Source organism: Burkholderia sola (assembly GCF_905400185.1).
GTDB classification, from domain to species: domain Bacteria; phylum Pseudomonadota; class Gammaproteobacteria; order Burkholderiales; family Burkholderiaceae; genus Burkholderia; species Burkholderia sola.
Genome location: NZ_FR989676.1, coordinates 2,333,738 through 2,349,549 on the forward strand (window position 1 = coordinate 2,333,738; position 15,812 = coordinate 2,349,549).

A 15,812-nucleotide genomic window follows, 5' to 3' on the forward strand; every position below is an offset into this window, starting at 1 on the left:
GTGTCGTCGGTTCGGGGCGGTGCAGCATGGATGGCGTGTTCATGTCACTCCTGCGCGGCGGCGCGCGCCGTTCAATGGCGAGGCGAGCCCTCGCAAGCGGCGTGCCTGCCGTCGCGCCGCGCCCCTTGGCCGGGCGGCTCACGCATCGTACGCCGCCATGACGAGCCACATCGTGCGCCCCTCGGCGGTCAGCTGCACGGCGAGCGCGAACGGATCGGACGGTTCGCATTGCGCGACGAGTGCCTGCTGCGCGCGTTCCGGGCCGTCGTAAACGGTGTCGTTCAGTTCGCGCACCTCGTCCTTGCCGTCGAACATGCGCCGCTCCGGCCGATAGAGCCGCGACTCGCGTTTCCACGTATCGAAACGCTCGCGCACATGGCCGAAATCGCCACCGCATACGTTCGCGTCGTAACGTATTCTTTCCCTGGCTGCATTCATCACGATGTCCTCTCGTCCATCCCGGACGCGTGCCGGCTGGTTCCGCCGGCTTGCAAACGCCGTGCCCCCGGCTGCCGCGGGTACGGTGCTTGCGGCTTCTCATCGACAAGGAGGTTCGACCATGACCGTATACTCCACCGGCCGCCGCGACGCCGTGTCACCGGCTGCCGGACTGCTCCGGCTCGCCTCGTCGCGTCCGCCGTCTGAAGACAAGACGGAGGAGCGCATCGACGAAGGGCTCGAGGAGACGTTTCCGGCCAGCGATCCGCCCGCCGTCGGCGGTGCGACGCGTATCGACCCCACCAAGCCGTCCGGCGAGCGCGAGCGTCGCGCGCCGCACGTCCCTTCCCCGCCCCGCGATCACGGCTGACGGGGGCACCCGGCGCGCGTTGCGTGGCAGCGCAGCCCCGCGTCGGCTCAAATCAGGAGCGATCTGATGAAAGTCCTTGAACGCAGATGGCATGAAATCAGTGGCGCGGCCGGCGTGGCGGCGCTCGCCGCGATCGAAAGCGCGGTGGTGCTGGCAATCGTCACGATGACGGGCATCGGTCACTGACGCCCCCGTCGCCAGGCCGCGGCTGCCGCCGTGGAAGATGTACAAGCGCGATGGCAAATTTCTCCGTCGCCCGGCAAGCCAGGTGCAGGTGCGTTACGCGCCGTGCGCGTGGCACAAGCGGTGCTCCCGTATCGTCCCGATCACGAAGGAGGCGTTCATGTATCGCGTCAACGAGATCATGTCGCGCGACGTAGTGTGCGTCGCGCCGACCGACACGATTCGCCATGCGGCCGAATTGATGCAGCGCTTCGATATCGGCGTGCTGCCCGTTTGCGACGGCGCCGAGCTCGTCGCGATCGTGACCGATCGCGACCTCGCGGTGCGGGCGCTGTCGCACGGCCATTCGCCCGATACGCCGGTGCAGGCGGTCGCGTCCAGGCCCGTGCAGTGGTGCGTCGAGGACGACGGCGTCGGCGACGTTCAACAGCGGATGGCCGACGTGCAGCTGCACCGCTTGCCGGTGCTCGACCGCAGCCTGAAGCTCGTCGGCATGGTGTCGCTCGGCGACATCGCGACGCGCGCGGGCGGACCGGCGCGCGACGAGCTGGCCAATACGCTCGAGGACGTCTCGTTGCCGCGCCGCCGCTGACCGGCGCCCCGATCATCCCGCGGCCTGCCGCCCCGGCGCACTACCCGCGCGACGAGTCTGCGCGCGGGCCGGGTTGCCGCTTCGACCAGGAGGTTTTCGATGACAACGGACAAACCGTCGCGCGACGCCGCGCGCATCGTCGGCGCGAATCCGCGTACGGCCACCGGCGGGCCGGGACCCGACGTGATGGCCGCCCGCACGCTCGAAGGCGATCGCGTGCTGACGATGGACGGCGACGACATCGGCAAGATCGCCCACATCATGCTCGACGTGCGCACCGGGCGGATCGCGTATGCGGTCGTGTCGTCCGGCGGTCTGCTCGGGATCGGCGACAAGCTGCTCGCGGTGCCGTGGAACGCGCTCGTTCTCGATGCCGAACGCGAATGCTTCGTGCTGCCCGTCGACACTGCACGTGTGCGCGAGGCGCCCGGCTTCGACAAGAGCCGGTGGCCGACGATGGCCGACCCCGAGTGGGCCGAAGCGCTGCATGCGTATTACGGCCGTTCGCCGTACTGGCTGATCGAGGAAGGCGAAACGGCGCTCGATTCGCCGCCGTACGAGGCGTCGCCGGGCAGCCCGGAAGACGGGTCGCGGCAGCACTGAACGCTATCCGAACTGTCCGCCCGAAAGCCGGTCACTGCGCGGTGGCCACCGCCTTCGCGAGTTGCCGCGCGGCGCCCAGATGCGCGTTCAGCGTGGGCAGCGTGCGGGCCGCGAATGCGCGTAGCTGCGCGTCGCGGCCCTCTTTCGCCTCGGCTTCGTAAAGCCGGACCGCCGCTTCGTGCGCGTGTGGGCCGGCCAGCGCCACATACGCCGTATCGAACGCGCGCCCGTTCTTCGCCCGCAATGCCGTCACGGCCGGGTCCACGAGCATACGCGTCTGGACCGGCACGCCCTTTTGCGCGCCAAGGTGCCGCAGTTCGTCCGCGATACGCGCGTGATCGTCGACCATCCGGCGCGCGAAGGCCTTCACGTCCGCGTTCGACGAACGGTCGAGCGCGAGTTGGCCGGCTTGCCGTTCCACCTTGCCGATCATGCCGGCCTTGTCGACGAACTCGGCGTCGATGCCGGTCGGCCGCTGCGTCATGCCGGCCTCGTCGGCGGTCGGGCCGGGGAGGATGACGCCCGGCGCGACCCGGGCGGACGAAGCCGGCGTCTGCGCGTGCGAAGCCGCGCACGCCAGGACACCGGCGATGGCCGTCAGCACGCTGCCCAGCGGCCGACGCGTGCGTTGCTCGATTCGGTTCGTTTTCGTCATCCGGGGCCTCCCGTGTGGAACGACGGAGCGGGCCGGCCGCGCGGCTTGCCGTCACGCGGGACGATGGGCCGACGACGTGAAGAAATCGGTCCACGCGCCGTGGTGCCATGCGCCCTCGGTACGCTCCACCGACAGCGCGCCGGCCGCGAGCATCGTCCGCTCCGCGAACGTGATCGTGCGCCGCGTCACATGCGCGGCCAGCACGACGCCGTTTTCGCATTGGTTCAACGCGCCATGCCCCTCCGGCGCATCGCCGCGCATCTTGCCGAGCGCGCCGCACAACGCGCCGACATAGCCGCCCACGAGCGGCACGCCGATCCACGCGAGCGGCGAATGAAGGCCGCCGAGATACAGCAGCGCGGCCCCGGCGAGCCCGACGACCGCGCCGACGGCCACGCCTTCCAGCGCGCCGAGGCCGCCGGGCCGCGCGGCGGAGTCCGCATAGACGTCGCCGCCGAGCCAGAACAGCGCGTGCTGCCCGGGCGGATTGAGAAAGAAGACCTTCACGTCGTCCCGATGGATCGCGTGGCCGCGCAACTGCTCCGCGCAGCGTTCCGCCTGTTCGAGCCGCGAGAAGCGGCCCGCGATGATGGTGTCCATGTCGAACCTCCTGCCCGGTGACGCGCAGGGTCGCGGGCGCGCGACGCCCGATCGGCCCGGCGCTGGCCCGCGCATCACGTTACTTCCGGCGAATCTGCAGCTTGTCGCGCACGCCGCTCACGCCGCTGACGTCGTGCGCGACGCGGATGGCGGTCGCGCGTTGCCGCTCGTCGGGCACGTTGCCCGTGAGTTCGACCACGCGGTCGCGAACCTGCACGTCGATGTCGCCGGAGGCCAGGCCGCGTTCGGCGACGAGCGCGGCCCTGACGCGGGACGCGAGCGTCGCATCGCGGATCTGGCCCCCGACGGCCGACGCCTGGCTCGCCAGCTTCGCACGTGTGCTTTCGTCGGCCGATGCGTAGCGGGGCGTCGCGAACCATGCACACGACATCATCAGTATGCTCGCGATCGGCACGACCGGCGTCCTGCGTCGGGTGCGTGCCGGCTTGCCGTCCGTGCCGTCGCGCCGCGGGTTTTCCGTTGCGTCCATCGCGTCTCCTTTTTCGTATGTGCTCAGCGTCACGCGACCGGCGTGCCGCGCCGTCCGTGTGCGCCGCTACTGCTCGCGCGGCTTCCCGCCGCTCCTGTCGTTCGGGTCGTCCGGTACGACGTCGACGATCACGCTCGCGAGCGTCGGCATGTCGACCGGCTTGCACAGATAGGCATCGAACCCGGCGGCCATCACGCGGCGCCGGTCTGCGTTGCCGGCGTGCGCGGTGACGGCGACGACCGGCAGATGCCCGCCGCCGTTCGGCAGGCGCCGGATCCGGTCCAGCAGCCAGTAACCGTCGCCGTCCGGCATCGCGAGATCCGACAGCACGACGCTCGGCTGCTGCCGCTCGACCGCCTCGAGCGCATCGTGCCCCGACCGCGCGGTCGATACCTGCGCGCCCATCGTTTCGAGCGCCACCGCGAGGCTCGTCCGCGACGTCGGGTCGTCGTCGACCACGAGCACGCGCTGGCCGTCGAGCGCGACCGTATCGGACATACGCTTCGCGCGTGGCGGCTGCTCCACCGGATCGTCGGCGTCCCAGCCGGCCGGCAGCGTCACCGTGACGGTCATGCCGCGCCCCGCCCCCGCGCTCGTCGCGACGACCTCGCCGCCATGCAGCTGCGCGATGTTGCGCACGATCGACAGGCCGAGCCCCAGGCCGCGCTTTGGCGACGTGAACGCGCCTTCCGGCCGGCTGAACGTGTCGAACAGGTGCGGCAGGTATTCCGGCGCGATGCCTTGCCCGGTATCGGAGACCGACAGCCGCACGCGCTCCCCGGCACGCGTGAGCGACACGTTGATGCGTCCGCCCGGCGGCGTGAACTTGATCGCGTTCGACAGCAGGTTCGACAGGACCTGGCGCAGGCGTTCGCCGTCCGCCGGAATCACGCAGGCCGGCATCGCGTACTCCGTCGACAGCACGAGCCCGTTCGCCTCGGCCGTCGCGTCGAGTTCGCGCGCGGCGTCGCGCACGATCCGCACGAGATCGACCGGCACGCGTTCCAGGCGCAGCCGGCCGGTCGCGAGGGACGACGCGTCGAGCAGGTCGGCGACCATGTGCGACAACGACCGCGCGCTGCGATCGATCGCGTCGACCGCCTGTTGCGCGAGGCCCTGCCCGTCGGCGTTGCGCAGCACCTCGACCCAGCCGTAGATCACGTTCAGCGGCGTGCGCAGTTCGTGCGACACCGTCGCCAGCAGTTCGTCCTTCAGCCGGTTCGACGCGTCGGCCTGCACGCGCGCGTCGCGCGCGCCGCGCAGCGAGCGCAGGTGGTGGCGTTCGTTGCGGCGGCGTTCGCCCGCTTCGCGCAGCGTCAGCGACAGGCCCGTGCAGTTGCCCTGCGCGTCGACGAGCGGCGACGCGGCGAAGGTGGCGCGAAAACGGCCGCCGTCGGGGCGCACGCACAGGACGTCGAGCGGCCCGACCGGCGTGCGCAGGTTCGCGAACGACGCCGGCACCGCATGCCGGCGCAACCAGCGCGGCGCGATCATCGTGACGATGTCGCGTCCGCTCGCCTGTGCCGGATCGATGCCGAAGATGTGTGCCGCGGCCGGATTCCAGCTGACGATCCGGCGCTCGGCGTCGGTCCCGACGATCGCATCGGGCGACGCATCGACCACGCGGCGCAGCAGCCCGTCGTCGGACACGCACGCGACGGACGACGGCTCGCGATGCGGCGGATACGGATCGTCGTCGTGGTCGCCGGTCCCGTGCGGACGATCGTTCGCGAGCAGCGGCTTCACCGCCGCCACCAGCACGCATTCGACGAAACCGATCGCGACGAACGCGCTGGCTTGCGCCAGCAGCGTAACCAGCGGCGCGTCGCCCCACCACAATGCGGAGATCACGCCGACGCTCGCGACGGTCGCGACGAGGCCGCCGCCGAACGACGTCAGCCATGCGGCGGCCGCCACGCCGGCATAAAAAGGCAGCGGCGCAAAGGGCGCGTGCTGGCCGACGGCCCGAATCGCCCACGCCTGCAGCGCGGACGCCAGCCCGACGGCCAGCACGACCCATGCACCCTGCCGGAACAACTCACGGGTCAGAGTCCTCATTGCGTCCTTGCATCGCGCCGGCTCCCGTCGTGCGGGGGGATGCCGCCTTTCGGCCATCCGGCATACCGTCGAGCGCGCCGGGCGAGCAGGAAAACGCCAGCAAACGACGTACCCGATGGTGGCCGCGCGCGGCGTTCCGGGCAACGGATGGCCGGACCCTCCGCCCGCGTCGGCTGCGGCCCGGATGGGTGGCTGCCGGTGTTGCCACGCGCAGCGTCGCAATGGGTCGCCGACCGCTTTTTTCATCGAGTTTCTGTAAAAAAGCGCCGGTTATCACCTGACCGACGCGTCGTGCAAGGGTGCGCGAAAAACGATGGACGATTTCTTTCGCTCGCGCCGCGCACATTGGAATTTTCTATTCCGCGGCACCTTCGCGGTCGTTTCGCTGTCGACGATAAATATTGCAATCAACGGGACGCGTGATGCCGTTTTTCAAAACGGCCCGCGAACGCTTATGGGTGAATCCGCCAACCGGACGAAGCAGCGCGCAGACGGTCGCCGGCTGTCCGGCCGGTCCGCCGCGATGCGCGCGCTGCTCGCCCGTATCGACAAAATCGCGCCCACCGGCGCGAGCGTGATGATTGCCGGCGAAAGCGGGGTCGGCAAGGATATCGTCGCGCGCCGGCTGCACGATCTGAGCGCGCGGCGCGACGCCCCGTTCGTGCCGATGAACTGCGGCGCGATTCCCGCCGATCTTGCCGAGGCACAACTTTTCGGGCACGAGAAAGGCAGTTTTACCGGCGCGATCACGCAGCGCGAGGGTTTCTTCGAAGCCGCGCGCGGCGGCACGCTGTTGCTCGACGAGGTCGCGGAAATGCCCGCCGCGCTGCAGGTGAAACTGCTGCGGGCGATCGAGTCGAACACGATCGTACGCGTGGGCGGCACCGAATCGATTCCGCTCGACGTGCGGTTCGTGTCGGCCACCCGCCACAATCCGGCCGACGCGGTGCGCGACGGCCGGCTGCGCGAGGACCTGTTCTACCGGCTCGCCGCGTTCGCGATCTACGTGCCGCCGCTGCGCCAGCGCGACGGCGACGTCGAGACGATCGCGCAGGAATTCGTCGACACGCTGAACGCGCGGCATCGCGCGCACAAGCGGCTGACCGACGCGGCGATCGCCGCATTGCGCGCGTATTCGTGGCCCGGCAACGTGCGCGAACTGCACAACACGATCGAGCGCGCGTACATCCTGGCGGACGAAGGCATCGACGTCGCCCTGCCGAAGCAGCCGATGCCGGTGGCCGACAGCACGTCGGAAGGCGCGATGGCGCTGCCGGTCGGCGCGACGCTGCACCACGCACAGCAGCGCTTCATCGCGGCGACGCTGCGTCACTTCGACGGCAACAAGCCGCGCGCGGCCAAGGCGCTCGGCATCAGCCTGAAGACGCTCTACAACCGGCTCGCGCTGATGCGCGACCAGGACGGTTCGTAAGCGGCGCGGTCGGCCGCCGCGTCAGGCGACCTTGAACTGCCCGACCGTCGTCGCGAGCGCGTTCGCCTGCGACTGCAGCGCGGTGGCGGCCGCGGTCGACTGTTCGACGAGCGCCGCGTTCTGCTGCACCATCTCATCGAGCTGGCTGACCGCGCGGTTCACTTCCTGGATCCCGCGCGTCTGCTCGTTCGCCGCATGCGTGATCTCGGAGATGATGGTCGTCACGTTCGCCACGTTGGCCACGATCTCGCGCATCGTATCGCCGGCCTGGCGCACCTGCCCGGACCCGGCCGACACGCTCGCGACCGTCGACTCGACCAGCACCTTCACTTCGCGCGCGGCCTGGGCGCTGCGTTGCGCGAGGCTGCGCACTTCCTGCGCGACGACCGCGAAGCCGCGGCCCTGTTCGCCTGCCCGCGCCGCCTCGACGGCCGCGTTCAGCGCAAGGATGTTGGTCTGGAACGCGATCCCGTCGATCACGCCGATGATGTCGCCGATCCGGCCCGATGCTTCCTCGATCTTCCCCATCGTCGCGACGACGTCCGACACGACCACGCCGCCGTGCGACGCGATCCGCGACGCGGCCGCCGCGCGCTCGTCGGCCTGGCCGGCGGCCGCCGCCGACTGACCGACGGTCGCGGTGATCTCTTCCATCGACGCCGCGGTTTCCTCGAGGCTCGCCGCCGCCGATTCGGTACGCGACGACAGGTCCTGGTTGCCCGCCGCGATCTCGTTCGCGGCCGTGCGCACCGATTCGCTCGCGTCGCGGATCTGGCGCATCACGTCGTTCAGCTTGTCGACGAAGCTGTTGAACGAGCGCGCGATGTCGGCGACTTCGTCGCGGCCGTCGGCCGGCAGCCGCTTCGTCAGGTCGCCGGCGCCCGAGCCGATCGCGGCCATCGCCTGGCGCACCTGGGACAGGCGGCGGAACGCGGTCGCGGTGATCGCGCCGATGATCAGCGACGCCACGCCGACGATCACGATCAGCGTGATCAGCGACGCGGTCAGCAGCGAGCGCATCCCGGCCGTCGCCTCGGTCTTGTCGAGCAGCACCAGCGCGTACCAGTCGGTGCCCGGCACCGGCTTCGCGCGCACCAGCTTCGCGTCGCCGCCGACGCCGACCTCGACCGGCGCGTTCGCCGCCGCGATCGACGCCACGCCCAGCGAGCCGAGTTCGGGCGACACGTCGGCGACCGGCTTCAGCGTGAGCTTGGCGTCCGGGTGGGCGACGACGTGGCCGCTGCTGTCGACCAGCATCCCGAAACTCGCCGGCGTCGGGCGGATCGACTTGACGTTGGCGATCACGCTGTCCATCGACAGGTCTGCGGCGACCACGCCCTTCAGCGCGCCGTCGCGCAGGATCGGCACCGCGAACGTGACGACGAGATTGCCCGTGCCGGCATCGACGTACGGCGGCGTGACGACCGGCTTGCCGGCCTGCGCGGCCTGCTTGTACCACGGGCGGCCCGTCGGGTCGTAGTCGGGCGGGATGCCGGTCGGGTCGGAGAAGTGGAACGCCTTGTCGGCATAGCCGGCATAGACGTTCGTGAAGCCGCCGGCCGCCGCCATCTGCTTGAACACAGGCAGCGGGTCGGGCGTCAGCGCGGCATCCTGCAGCGACGCGATCATCCGGCTGCGGGTCGCGACCCAATCGGCGATCCCGACCACGTGGCCGCTGGCGACGGAGGTCAGGTTGCGGTCGATCGCGTCGTCGTTGTACGCGCGTGCGATGAAATAGTTGATCAGGGTCGTGGCGACGAGCGCGAATACGACGATGGCGACGCACGCGGCAAGGATGCGGGCGCGAATGGACGAGAACATGGCAACGACTCGGTAAGAGAGCAGGAACGCCCGATTGGACGAATTCACCGTGTAAACGGCAAATCGGGCCACTTACTTGAGGTCGTTGTGACGATTCGATGAAACGTATGACGACAGGTGTCTGCGACTGCCAATAAATCGTCAGGATGGCCGGGTTCGACCTGCGTGCTGCCCGCCGGCTACTCCCTACAGCCGGTGGCGCGGACGTGGATCGGCGTCCGCGGGCGCCGCATCGGCCCGGGTGTCGCGGTCGAAGACGTCCTTCTGGCGCATCCGCTCGCGCAGGTGCCGGATCGCGAATACGTGGATGTAGTCGTGCACGCGCGCGCCGGACGACAGCGCACGCACTTCGTCGTCGAGCATCGCACGCAGCTGATCCGCGCCGATCGCGCGCCGTTCGGCGGCTTCCTTCAGTGAATCGAGCAAATTGTCCTTGGACATCGACAGACTCCTGACGGTCGAGGAACGAAAAGATGACGGTACTGGAAGCTTAAAGACTGGACAGACACGCGGCGTACGATGCGCCGGCGCGGGTTTGCGCGCGATCAACGGCACGTCGCGTGCCGCCGCGTCGATCCGTTTCCGAACCGTTCGCGCAGGGTTCGCGGTGCACATGGCCCGCGAACGAGACTGGATGGAAGCCTTGCCACGCCACCCCGGGGCGCGGCATGGGCGACGGGCGGCGGGTGGACCGCCGCGCGACGCCGATGCAGTGGGGAAACTTAGACCGTCCGAAATCATGCGTCAAGCGCCCCCCTGCGATGCATTCGTCGGACGAACGCGGCGGTGCGGCCGATCATCCGCCGCGCGTGTCAGCGGATTCCGATAGCGCCGCGCAATTTCCTGACAGCGACTTCAGCGCGCGCCGCTTGGCAGCGCGCCGTCGCCACACGATACTGATCACATGAACCAGGCGTTCATACCGGAACATCGCTCAGTCGGCCATCGAGCCGGCACGCGGGGTCCGGCGCAGGAGACCAACCATGGCACATCGCACCTTACCGGGCCGGGACGGCCAGCGGCGCGCGTCGGGCAACGCGCGCGCCCTGCCCGCCCGGCCCGCGTCGGCCGGCAACCGTCCGTCCGACGACCTCGACACCTTGCTCGCGCTCGCACGCGAGGCCGGATTGCTCGTCACGCTCGACGGGCAGATCGGCCGCGAAAAGTATCAGAGCGTCGCGGGGTCCGTCCTCGCGTTGCAGCGATTCGCCGCGGCGCTGTCCGCGCGCAACGCGGCCGACGCGCCGGCCGCATCGGAGCCGCGTCGCAAGGCGCGCCCCGGGTGGCCCCATGCGAATCGTTTGCGCAGTCGCACGTGCAGCGTATGTGCGCCGCTCCATGTCGTGCGTCCGCATGCGCGGGTCCGTCGCTGCACGGGCCGCCGGCACGACCTGCGATCGATTCTTCGCTCCCTCTGATCTGCGCACGTCACCGGCGCACGGCACGGCGCCGTGCATGCGCGCTATCCGCCGCGATCCGTATCGAAGCGACCGCGCGCGATGACGCGCGGCTCGACGCGGCCGCATTCCAGACCATTCGTACGGGGAAATGAATTCGACGGGGCCAGGCGGAAAGCGGACGGGGTGACTTCCACCCCGCCCGTCCTCCAAGGCAACCGTCGGTTGCCTACCCTCGTGCCAGAGAGTTTCCGGTCGGATGGCGCGCCGGACACACACGCGGCGCGGCGCCCGAACATGATGTGGCGGCGAGTGCGACAGCGATCGCCTTTCATCGCCTTTCGCACGCCGGCGCGGCCTTGGTCCCGCATGCATGCGAAGGCCAGCCGCGTCGCGGGGACGCTCCCCCACTGTCTCACGCGACATGCGCCGCGTTTCTGATGCAGGTCAATCCATACCGCTTCGATCGCGACGACACGCGATTCATTCCGCACCGCGCACCAGCAGCACCGGCACCTGCGCGAGATGCGCGACCCGCCGCGCGACGCTGCCGATCAGCCAGGCGGCGATGCCGCGACGGCCATGCGTGCCGACCACCAGCAGCTCCGCCCGCCAGTGCACCGCATCGCGCATCAGTGCATGGGCCACGTCGTCGCTGGTCGGATGCGTTTCGACGATGCCGCGCTTGGTCGGGTTGCCTGTCGCATGAAACAGCGGGCCGATCTTAGCGAGCGCATCCTCGCCCTCTGCGCGGTACGCATCCTCGAGGGCGCGCACCGGCACGACATCGGTCAGACGAACCGCGCGATCGATCACGTACGCCGCATACAGCAACGTCGTCGGCGCCGCGAAGCCGAGCCCCACGCGCACCGCGTGCAGCGACGGCTCGCTGCCGTCGACCGCGAACATCAGCCGCTGCAGCGTGCCGTCCGACGTCCGTGCATAGGCCGACGGCACGATCAGCAGCGCGCAGCGCGCGCGTTTCGTCAGCGTGTCCGACATCGCGCCTTCGACCAGCCGCAACAGCCCGTGATGCGGATTCGCGCCGATCGCCAGCACGTCCGCGTGCCACGTCGACGTATCGTTGACCAGTGCGTCGGCGACCGAGCCGCCCGTGACCGACGTGTCGACGACCACTTGTTCGACTTCGATCCCGCTGTCGGCGAACAGCGCCGCGATCCGCTCGCAGGTGGCCTGCGCGTCGCGCATCATGTCCTCGCGCGCCGACGTCAGCAGCGCGTCGATGCGCGGAATGTCGGGCAATACGAGACGCGGATTGTCGATCGCGCAAATGATGCGCAATCGCATGCCGGGACGCAGCAGCGTGCGCACGTAACGGGCGGCGGTCAGCGATTCGGGCGTCGGATCGACGGCGAGCGCGATTCGCGCGAGCGTCGGGATGGGCTGGGCAGGCTGCATGGCGAAGGTCTCCGTGCGTGCACGTCGTCGCCGGGCGACGACGGGGCGTTTCGCGCGGCGGCCGGACAGCCGCTACGGTCAGGGATCGGCGGGATGCCACGCGAAGCGCGGACAAGCAATGCGTTCGTTCAGCATAGGCCGTCCGGCCCGCGCGTGCATGATCGCGATCAACGATCGCGAACGGTCGCGCGGCACCCTGCCCGCGCGGCTTACGACTTCGTCGGCATCGACGCAGCCGGACGGTTCGCGTAGAACAGCGTGTACGCGATGCCGAGCAGCACGATCCACACCGGCCCGATCACGAGCGCGACGCGCGTATCGGGCGTGAACGCCATCAGCACGACGACCAGCACGAGAAAGCCGAGCGCGACGAACGAACCGAGCGGAAAGAGCGGCACGCGGATCGGCAGGCGCGCGATCTGGTCGGCCGACAGCGTGCGACGAAAACGCATCTGCGCGATCAGGATGACGCACCACGTCCAGATCGCGCCGAACGTCGACACCGACGTGAGCCACGTAAACACGTGCTGCGGCGCGAGATAGTTGAGTAACACGCCGATCAGCAGTAGCGCGACCGACACGGCCACGCCATACACGGGCACGCCGCTGCGGTTCACGCGACCGAGCGCGGCCGGCGCCTGGCCCTGCTGCGCGAGGTTGTAGAGCATCCGCGCGGTGCTGAACAGGCCGCTGTTGCACGACGACAGCGCCGCGGTCAGCACGACGAAGTTGATGATGCCGGCGGCGGCCGGAATGCCGAGCCGGGAGAACGTCATCACGAACGGGCTGCCCTGCGTGCCGATCTGGTCCCACGGATAGAGCGACATGATCACGAACAGCGCGCCGATGTAGAAAATCAGCACGCGCCAGAACACCGAATTCACGGCCTTCGTCAGCGACTTCTCCGGATTGCGCGCCTCGCCAGCCGTGAGGCCGAGCATCTCGACGCCGAGATACGCGAACATCACGATCGGCAGCGCGGCGATCACGCCGTTGATTCCGTTCGGCATGAAGCCGCCGTGCGACCACAGGTTCGAGATGCCGGTCGCGATGCCGCCGTTGCCGATGCCGAACGCGATCATCAACCCGCCGCCGACGATCATCAGCACGATCGTGACGATCTTGATCAGCGCGAACCAGAATTCGAATTCGCCATACAGTTTGACCGCGATGAAGTTCACCGAGCCCATCGCCAGCAACGCCGCGAGCGCCCAGATCCAGTTCGGCACGCCGGGAAACCACATGTGCATGTAGACGCCGACCGCGGTGATTTCCGCCATGCAGGTGACGATCCACACGAACCAGTAGGTCCAGCCGGTCAGATAACCGGCGAGCGGGCCGAGGTAGTCGCGCGCATAGCGGCTGAACGCGCCGGCGACCGGATTGGTGATCGCCATCTCGCCGAGCGCGCGCATGATCAGGAAGATCGCGAGGCCGCCGAGCAGGTAGGTCAGCAGGATGGCCGGGCCGGCCGTGCGGATCGCGGTGGCCGAGCCGAGGAACAGGCCGACGCCGATCGTCGCGCCGAGCGCCATCAGGTTGATGTGGCGTTCTTCCAGCCCGCGGTGCAACTGGTCTTCAGGTTGTTTCAAATTCGTCTCCTGGCAGCCGCGAGCGGGCCGCCGTCATTGTGTCGATGACCATGCGCGACCGTTCATGCCGATTTTTGGCAGCCGAAAACGAAATAATCCCCGCTGTCGATTTCCGAATGGGAAACGACACGGATGCCGCGTCAATTCGGTTGGAATTGGCGCGGATTATCCGTATTTCACGGAACAAGCCGGAAAAACGGATCGGGCCTTTCACGGAATACACCCGAACGGCCCGCGCGACGCGGCTGTGCGCCTGACGAGCGATAACGGGATCCATCGCTTTCGGCGCGAATGACCGCGCGTCGAATGTGCACAATCAAGCGCACGCAATATGCAGGCGGGATTATAGGGAGGATCGGCGGTTTCACGCCAGGCGATTTTGGGGAAAATCGCGGTGGGTGAAAGTGGTGGTTGGATTGGAGGGCGCGGAATACAACGCTAGATCGCAACGGGCGTCACGATCCCGCTCAAAATTGGGCCGTCATCTGAAATCCGACCGTCACACGCGCAGTGGGAAAACCGGACGGCTTGTAGACCGGCGTACCGGCGAACAGGTCGTAACCGTAGCCACCGAAACGCGTCGCGACGCTGCCCTTGACGCCAATTACGGCACCGGCCAACTGCGTACCGACCAACGCAACCGGCTGCGGCCCCCAAACGCGGCCGTAATCCAATCCTGCATAAATCGCCTGTCCGGTCTGTCCGATCGGCATCTGCAGCTCGTTGCGCCAGTAGAAACCGCGTGCCGCTGCCAGCATCGTTTCGCCGTCGAAACCGCGAACTGTATAGCGACTGCCGATCGTCAAGTCATCGATGTAGTACAGCGAGTTCCCGGTATATTGGCCGTGGATGCTCGTCACGTATCGGAACGGCTGCTTCGCGATCGCGAACGGCACCGACAGGTTCGCATCGAGTACCGCCATCTTGAAGCGGTAAGTAGGACCGCCACCGGCAGCGAGAATGTCGTCCTGCGCACCCAGGCCCGCGACGCCCTGTCGGTACGCCAGCGTGCCGTCGAACTGCGCCCCGTCGAAGTAATGGCGGTCAGTCAGGCCGAATTCAACGAACGTGTTGTTGCGACGCTGCTGTGGGATTTCCGTATCTTCGACGAAGCTCTGGCCGAAGCGACGGGACAAGCGGACATAGCCGCCGAATACGTCGTTCTGGCTACGGGCAAGCACTCGGGCAAGCTTGAAATCGATCGTCTTCGAATTGCCGCTTGCAACGAATGTTTGATTCACGCCAGCGATTTGCTGGTAGTACGTGTTCGTGTAGGCCGATAACGTCGCGGTCCAGTCACCCCACGGGATCGAGTAGAAGCCGTTCCAGCCGTGCGAACCAAGGCGGTTGTCGCCAAGTTCGAGGTCTTGGCTCACGCCGACGTTGAAGATGTCGTTTAGCCCGAGCGGGTTATCGATGCCGATCGACAGGTTGCCTTGCAGCTTGCCGGTCGCGCGCGTGCCCGAGTTGTCGATCGACGCCACCACAGTCCACGGTTTGCCGCGTTTCACGTCGAGCACGACATCGCTTTCGCCCGGTACGTCGCCCGGAACGATCTGCATCGAGACGTCTTGACTCTGTACGCGCTTCATCTGCTCCAGACCTTGCTCGAGGTCGCGCAGGTTCAACAGTTCGCCGTCGCGCGTCGGGAATGCGGTTTTCCATGTGCCACGCAGTTTTTCATCGGCGAAGCGCACGTGTCGGATCACGCCGGGAATCAGCGAGACTTTCAACGTACCGGACGACAAATCCTGTTCGGGGAGCAGCACGCGCGTCGTGATGTAGCCGCGCGAAAGAATGTGTTGCGACAGCGCCTTGATGAGCACATCAAGCCCTTGCTTGCCAACGCACTGCCCCGTATAGTGTTCAAGCCATTCACGCGCGAACGCGAAGCGATCCATGGGCAGTACGGACGCGCCTCGCGCCTTCACGCCCTCCGGCAGCGAATCGGGAACGTCGACCGTAAAACGATCAATGCGGAAGCACGGTGTTTCGGTCGGAAGCTGTGGGTAGCCTGCGCTCGCCGCGACACTCGAACGAACCCCCGGCGCGGAAACGATTCGCTCCCGCTCCCGCGCTTCCTCCTGCTGACGTGCCTGTTGTTCGTTACCAAGCGGCTGTACCGACTGTGCCATCGCACAGGTCGATGCGATAAGCAACGA

At 68.1% G+C, this 15,812-nt stretch carries 16 protein-coding genes; 5 read left to right on the plus strand and 11 right to left on the minus strand.

All coding sequences use genetic code 11. The features are described 5' to 3' along the window. Positions 1–138: 138 nt before the first annotated feature. The gene (locus KR541_RS26890; protein WP_050011058.1) at positions 139–438 is read right to left on the minus strand and encodes a hypothetical protein; all 300 of its coding nucleotides are present in this window, start codon (positions 436–438) and stop codon (positions 139–141) included. Between the two features lie 121 nt (positions 439–559). On the opposite strand from KR541_RS26890, the gene KR541_RS26895 reads away from it, so the two are divergent. The 3 genes from KR541_RS26895 to KR541_RS26905 all read left to right on the plus strand — a co-directional run bounded on the left by KR541_RS26895 (position 560) and on the right by KR541_RS26905 (position 2,186). After that, complete coding sequence (locus KR541_RS26895) at positions 560–808, plus strand: hypothetical protein (protein WP_089489373.1); 249 nt, start codon at positions 560–562, stop codon at positions 806–808. Positions 809–1,151: 343 nt separating this feature from the next. After that, positions 1,152–1,583 (plus strand): CBS domain-containing protein, encoded by a 432-nt coding sequence (locus KR541_RS26900; protein ID WP_012340039.1) that lies wholly within the window; start codon positions 1,152–1,154, stop codon positions 1,581–1,583. Positions 1,584–1,682: 99 nt separating this feature from the next. Continuing rightward, the gene (locus tag KR541_RS26905) at positions 1,683–2,186 is read left to right on the plus strand and encodes a PRC-barrel domain-containing protein (RefSeq protein ID WP_216089911.1); all 504 of its coding nucleotides are present in this window, start codon (positions 1,683–1,685) and stop codon (positions 2,184–2,186) included. Between the two features lie 31 nt (positions 2,187–2,217). On the opposite strand, the gene KR541_RS26910 is transcribed toward KR541_RS26905, so the two are convergent. From KR541_RS26910 to KR541_RS26925, 4 genes are all read right to left on the minus strand, one after another. Beyond that, complete coding sequence (locus tag KR541_RS26910) at positions 2,218–2,841, minus strand: DUF4142 domain-containing protein (RefSeq protein WP_216089912.1); 624 nt, start codon at positions 2,839–2,841, stop codon at positions 2,218–2,220. A 51-nt stretch (positions 2,842–2,892) separates the two neighbouring features. Next, entirely contained in the window at positions 2,893–3,441 is a 549-nt protein-coding gene (locus KR541_RS26915) for a hypothetical protein (protein ID WP_089489370.1), read from the minus strand. Between the two features lie 79 nt (positions 3,442–3,520). Further along, on the minus strand, positions 3,521–3,931 hold the full coding sequence (locus KR541_RS26920) for a BON domain-containing protein (protein WP_050011054.1): 411 nt from the start codon (positions 3,929–3,931) through the stop codon (positions 3,521–3,523). Positions 3,932–3,997: 66 nt separating this feature from the next. Beyond that, positions 3,998–5,989, minus strand: a complete 1,992-nt coding sequence (locus tag KR541_RS26925) for a hybrid sensor histidine kinase/response regulator (RefSeq protein ID WP_216089913.1) — start codon at positions 5,987–5,989, stop codon at positions 3,998–4,000. A 454-nt stretch (positions 5,990–6,443) separates the two neighbouring features. Between KR541_RS26925 and KR541_RS26930 the strand changes: the two genes are divergently transcribed. Further along, positions 6,444–7,421 carry a sigma-54 interaction domain-containing protein gene (locus KR541_RS26930; RefSeq protein ID WP_235356122.1) on the plus strand — a complete coding sequence of 326 codons (978 nt, stop codon included), beginning with the start codon at positions 6,444–6,446 and terminating at the stop codon, positions 7,419–7,421. A 21-nt stretch (positions 7,422–7,442) separates the two neighbouring features. Here KR541_RS26930 and KR541_RS26935 read toward each other — a convergent pair whose 3' ends face one another. Then, positions 7,443–9,242, minus strand: a complete 1,800-nt coding sequence (locus KR541_RS26935; RefSeq protein ID WP_089489369.1) for a methyl-accepting chemotaxis protein — start codon at positions 9,240–9,242, stop codon at positions 7,443–7,445. A gap of 186 nt (positions 9,243–9,428) precedes the next feature. After that, positions 9,429–9,683: a DUF3562 domain-containing protein gene (locus KR541_RS26940; RefSeq protein WP_050011051.1), complete on the minus strand. Its 255-nt coding sequence runs from the start codon at positions 9,681–9,683 to the stop codon at positions 9,429–9,431. A gap of 542 nt (positions 9,684–10,225) precedes the next feature. On the opposite strand from KR541_RS26940, the gene KR541_RS26945 reads away from it, so the two are divergent. After that, complete coding sequence (locus tag KR541_RS26945) at positions 10,226–10,660, plus strand: hypothetical protein (protein ID WP_050011050.1); 435 nt, start codon at positions 10,226–10,228, stop codon at positions 10,658–10,660. A 462-nt stretch (positions 10,661–11,122) separates the two neighbouring features. Here the strand turns inward: KR541_RS26945 and KR541_RS26950 are convergent, their stop codons facing one another. From KR541_RS26950 to KR541_RS26965, 4 genes are all read right to left on the minus strand, one after another. Further along, positions 11,123–12,058 (minus strand): universal stress protein, encoded by a 936-nt coding sequence (locus KR541_RS26950; protein ID WP_089489367.1) that lies wholly within the window; start codon positions 12,056–12,058, stop codon positions 11,123–11,125. A gap of 209 nt (positions 12,059–12,267) precedes the next feature. After that, complete coding sequence (locus KR541_RS26955) at positions 12,268–13,650, minus strand: amino acid permease (RefSeq protein ID WP_089489366.1); 1,383 nt, start codon at positions 13,648–13,650, stop codon at positions 12,268–12,270. Beyond that, positions 13,637–13,927, minus strand: a complete 291-nt coding sequence (locus tag KR541_RS26960) for a hypothetical protein (RefSeq protein ID WP_239468970.1) — start codon at positions 13,925–13,927, stop codon at positions 13,637–13,639. The genes KR541_RS26955 and KR541_RS26960 overlap by 14 nt, the downstream gene beginning before the upstream one ends. A 190-nt stretch (positions 13,928–14,117) precedes the next feature. Beyond that, positions 14,118–15,785: a ShlB/FhaC/HecB family hemolysin secretion/activation protein gene (locus KR541_RS26965; protein ID WP_235356123.1), complete on the minus strand. Its 1,668-nt coding sequence runs from the start codon at positions 15,783–15,785 to the stop codon at positions 14,118–14,120. Between the last annotated feature and the right edge of the window lie 27 nt (positions 15,786–15,812).

Excerpts from the sequence above, each read along its gene's own strand:
- KR541_RS26950 (WP_089489367.1), bottom strand. The coding sequence starts at position 12,058 with ATGCAGCCTGCCCAGCCCATCCCGACGCTCGCGCGAATCGCGCTCGCC.
- KR541_RS26890 (WP_050011058.1), bottom strand. The coding sequence starts at position 438 with ATGAATGCAGCCAGGGAAAGAATACGTTACGACGCGAACGTATGCGGT.
- KR541_RS26945 (WP_050011050.1), top strand. The coding sequence starts at position 10,226 with ATGGCACATCGCACCTTACCGGGCCGGGACGGCCAGCGGCGCGCGTCG.
- KR541_RS26900 (WP_012340039.1), top strand. The coding sequence starts at position 1,152 with ATGTATCGCGTCAACGAGATCATGTCGCGCGACGTAGTGTGCGTCGCG.
- KR541_RS26940 (WP_050011051.1), bottom strand. The coding sequence starts at position 9,683 with ATGTCCAAGGACAATTTGCTCGATTCACTGAAGGAAGCCGCCGAACGG.
- KR541_RS26935 (WP_089489369.1), bottom strand. The coding sequence starts at position 9,242 with ATGTTCTCGTCCATTCGCGCCCGCATCCTTGCCGCGTGCGTCGCCATC.
- KR541_RS26925 (WP_216089913.1), bottom strand. The coding sequence starts at position 5,989 with ATGAGGACTCTGACCCGTGAGTTGTTCCGGCAGGGTGCATGGGTCGTG.
- KR541_RS26920 (WP_050011054.1), bottom strand. The coding sequence starts at position 3,931 with ATGGACGCAACGGAAAACCCGCGGCGCGACGGCACGGACGGCAAGCCG.
- KR541_RS26915 (WP_089489370.1), bottom strand. The coding sequence starts at position 3,441 with ATGGACACCATCATCGCGGGCCGCTTCTCGCGGCTCGAACAGGCGGAA.
- KR541_RS26905 (WP_216089911.1), top strand. The coding sequence starts at position 1,683 with ATGACAACGGACAAACCGTCGCGCGACGCCGCGCGCATCGTCGGCGCG.
- KR541_RS26895 (WP_089489373.1), top strand. The coding sequence starts at position 560 with ATGACCGTATACTCCACCGGCCGCCGCGACGCCGTGTCACCGGCTGCC.
- KR541_RS26930 (WP_235356122.1), top strand. The coding sequence starts at position 6,444 with ATGGGTGAATCCGCCAACCGGACGAAGCAGCGCGCAGACGGTCGCCGG.
- KR541_RS26910 (WP_216089912.1), bottom strand. The coding sequence starts at position 2,841 with ATGACGAAAACGAACCGAATCGAGCAACGCACGCGTCGGCCGCTGGGC.
- KR541_RS26960 (WP_239468970.1), bottom strand. The coding sequence starts at position 13,927 with ATGGATCCCGTTATCGCTCGTCAGGCGCACAGCCGCGTCGCGCGGGCC.
- KR541_RS26965 (WP_235356123.1), bottom strand. The coding sequence starts at position 15,785 with ATGGCACAGTCGGTACAGCCGCTTGGTAACGAACAACAGGCACGTCAG.